The 3478-nt window shown below is 66.2% G+C and carries 3 protein-coding genes; all 3 read left to right on the top strand.

Translation table 11 applies throughout. The features are described from left to right. A partial coding sequence (gene mbhE, locus RBR29_RS11190; RefSeq protein WP_320349318.1) for a hydrogen gas-evolving membrane-bound hydrogenase subunit E occupies positions 1 to 2259 on the top strand: 2259 nt, incomplete at its 5' end. 2 nt (positions 2260 to 2261) lie between these two features. Continuing rightward, the gene (locus RBR29_RS11185) at positions 2262 to 2603 is read left to right on the top strand and encodes a Na+/H+ antiporter subunit C (protein WP_320349316.1); all 342 of its coding nucleotides are present in this window, start codon (positions 2262 to 2264) and stop codon (positions 2601 to 2603) included. Further along, the coding region (locus RBR29_RS11180) for a proton-conducting transporter membrane subunit (RefSeq protein ID WP_320349313.1) at positions 2600 to 3478 on the top strand (879 nt) is incomplete at its 3' end. The genes RBR29_RS11185 and RBR29_RS11180, both read left to right, overlap by 4 nt.

Raw genomic sequence — 3478 nt, 5'->3', positions numbered from 1 at the left:
GCGCTGGGTGCCCTGAGCAAAAGCGCCCAGTTTCCCTTCCATTTCTGGCTGCCCAACGCCATGGCAGCGCCCACCCCGGTTTCGGCCTACCTGCACTCGGCCACCATGGTCAAGGCGGGCGTCTTCCTGCTGGCGCGGTTCTGGCCGATCTTTTCCGGCACCGACTGGTGGACCTGGATCATCGGTGGAGCAGGCCTGTGCTCTCTCCTGCTGGGGGCCTATGCCGCGACCTTCCAGCGCGACATGAAAGGCGTGCTGGCCTATTCCACCATCAGCCATCTGGGCCTGATTACTCTGCTGCTGGGCATGAACAGCCGCCTGGCGCTGGTGGCCGCCATCTTCCACATCATCAACCACGCCACATTCAAGGCATCCCTGTTCATGGCGGCAGGGATCGTCGACCACGAAAGCGGCACACGCGATCTGGTCCGTCTGTCCGGCCTGCGATCCCTGATGCCGCTGACTGCCACGCTGGCCATGGTGTCGGCCGCTGCCATGGCGGGCGTGCCCTTGCTCAACGGTTTTCTCTCAAAGGAAATGTTCTTCGCGGAAACCGTCTTCATCACCGGACACTGGGCCAGCCGCTGGGGCCTGCCCATCGTCGCCGTGCTGGCCGGCGCCTTCAGCGTGACCTATTCGCTGCGTTTCATCCTGCAGGTGTTCTTCGGCCCGCAGGCGACAGATCTGCCTCGTACGCCACACGATCCGCCCCGCATGATGCTGATCCCCTGCGCCGTACTGGTACTGTTCTGCCTGGCCGTCGGCATCCTGCCCGGCCTGTTCCTGGAACCCGTTCTGACCCTGGTCATGCACGCCCTGCTGGGCGATCGCGTCCCGACCTACGATCTGCGGCTCTGGCATGGCCTGAACCTGCCCTTGCTGATGAGCCTGACTGCCATGGTCGCCGGCATTGGACTGTATCAGGCACTGCGCGCGCGCGACCAGCGCGCACCTGGCCGGGTACCCCTGATCTACCGCCTGGACGGGCGCCAGACCTTCGAACTGCTGCTGGAGGCCATCGACGCAGGCTCGGCGCGTCTGTTGAACTGGCTGCAGACCCAGCGGCTGCAACCACAGGTGCTGCTGCTGGTGCTGGCCACTGGCGCCGTGGCGCTGTTGCCACTGCTGCCAGGCGGTTGGTGGCCGCACGACACCTTCAGCACACCGGCACAATGGTCCTTCGGCCTGATGTGGCTGGCCGGCAGCGCTTGCGTGCTGGCGGCGGCCTACCAGGCCAAATACCATCGCGCAGCCTCGCTGATGCTGGCCAGCGCGGCGGGCCTGTTCACCTGCGTGACTTTCGCCTGGCTGTCAGCCCCGGACCTGGCCCTGACCCAGCTCACGGTCGAGGCCGTCACCACCGTGCTCATCCTGCTGGGGCTGCGCTGGCTGCCCCCCCGCATCGAGGAATTCCCCGGCCCCACCCCCCGGGCGACGCGCTGGCGACGGCGGCGTGATTTCCTGGTTGCTGCGTCCGCAGGTGCCCTGATGACGATCCTGTCCTACGTCATGATGACCCGGCCAGCTGCACACGACAGCATCGCCGCCTATTTCGTCCAGCAGGCCTGGCCCCTGGGTGGCGGCGCGAACGTGGTCAACGTGATCCTGGTCGATTTCCGCGCCTTCGATACCTTTGGCGAGATCACCGTGCTGGGAGTCGTGGCGCTCAGCGTCTACGCCCTGCTGCGCCGGTTCCGCCCTCCTGCCGAGACCATCGCCGCGCCGCTGCGTCACCGCGGCGGTGCGGCAGCCGCCTTCGAGGAACCCGATCTTCAGGCACCGCTGCCCGAAGGCACGATGCGCGTGCCTGCTGTCCTGGCGCGGCTCCTGCTGCCGGTTTCCACCATGATCTCACTGTATTTCCTGCTGCGCGGTCATAACCTGCCAGGCGGTGGATTCATTGGCGGGCTGATCATGGCCACCGGCATCATCCTGCAATATATGGTCGGCGGGATCCTATGGGTCGAAGCCCGCCCCCTGATCCGGCCGCAAGCCTGGATCGCCCTGGGACTGCTGGTCGCCGGCGCCGCCGCCATGGCGGTCTGGTGGACCGGCAAGCCTTTGCTTGCCGCCCATGCAATGGATCTGGCCCTGCCCCTGATCGGCACCCTGCGCCTGTCCAGCGTGCTGCTGTTCGATCTGGGCGTGTACATGCTGGTGGTGGGCGCCACGATCCTGATGATCATTGCCCTGGCGCACCAGTCCCTGCGCTTCTACCGCAAGCTCGCCGAAACCTCGGCCCCTGCCCTGGAACACTGAACATGGAATGGATACTGGCATTGGCGATCGGCGTACTCGCAGGCTCGGGCGTCTGGCTGCTGCTGCGGCCACGCACGTTCCAGTTCATCATGGGGCTGGTACTGCTGGGCTACGCGGTCAACCTGTTCATCTTCGCCATGGGCCGGCTGCGGGTGGATGCCCCGCCCGTCATCGATCCGGCCTGGGCCGACCCGGCACGCTACGCCGACCCACTGCCCCAGGCCCTGGTGCTGACCGCCATCGTCATCGGCTTTGCGACCACGGCGCTGTTCCTGGTCGTGCTGCTGGCCTCGCGCGGGATGCATGACACCGACCATGTGGACGGCGAGGAACACCGCCCATGACGCTTTGGCAGCAACACCTGCCGGTCCTGCCGGTCCTGATCCCTCTGCTCATGGCCGCGCTGATGCTGCTCACCCGCGACAGCCATCGGCGGCTGCGCGTGGCCCTGGGCGCCATCGCCCTTGCCCTGATGACGCTGGCCGCACTGATGCTGGTACGTGCCACCCAAAGTATCGGCACGCCGCACTGGCCCAACGGCATTGGCGTCTATCTGCTGGGCAACTGGCCCGCTCCCTTCGGCATCGTACTGGTGGCGGACCGCCTGGCCGCGCTGATGGTGGGCCTGACTGCGGTGCTGGGACTGTGTGCCTGGATCTACGCTACCGCCCGCTGGGACCGTGCCGGGAGCCACTTCCACCCCCTGTTCCTGCTGATCATGATGGGGTTGAACGGGGCCTTCCTGGCAGGTGACCTGTTCAATCTTTTCGTCTTCTTCGAGATCCTGCTGACGGCATCCTACGGCCTGATGCTGCATGGCTCAGGCAAGCGTCGGGTGGGCGCCGCGCTGCACTACATCGCCGTCAACCTGATTGCATCCTTCCTGCTGCTGGTGGCGATCGCGCTGATCTATGGTCTGACCGGCACGCTGAACCTGGCCGACCTGTCAGTCCGCGCCTTGACACTGCACGGCGCAGACCGGCAACTGTTCGACAGCGCCGCAGCGATTCTGGGGGTCGCCTTCCTGATCAAGGCAGCCGCCTGGCCTCTGAATTTCTGGCTGCCGAACACTTACGCCGAGGCTGCGGCCCCTGTGGCCGCGATCTTTGCCATCATGACCAAGGTCGGCATCTACGCCCTGCTGCGCATCGGTTCGCTGCTGCTGCCGGCCGGCGCCCCAGCCGCCTTTGGCGGCGCCTGGATGTTCCCCGCCGGGATC

Source organism: Castellaniella sp. (assembly GCF_034007085.1).
Taxonomy (GTDB): Bacteria; Pseudomonadota; Gammaproteobacteria; order Burkholderiales; family Burkholderiaceae_B; genus Castellaniella.
This window is presented reverse-complemented; position numbering and strand designations above follow the sequence as displayed.

Bases quoted from the DNA above. Each gene is read 5' to 3' on its own strand.
- RBR29_RS11185 (WP_320349316.1), top strand. From the start codon at position 2,262: ATGGAATGGATACTGGCATTGGCGATCGGCGTACTCGCAGGCTCGGGC.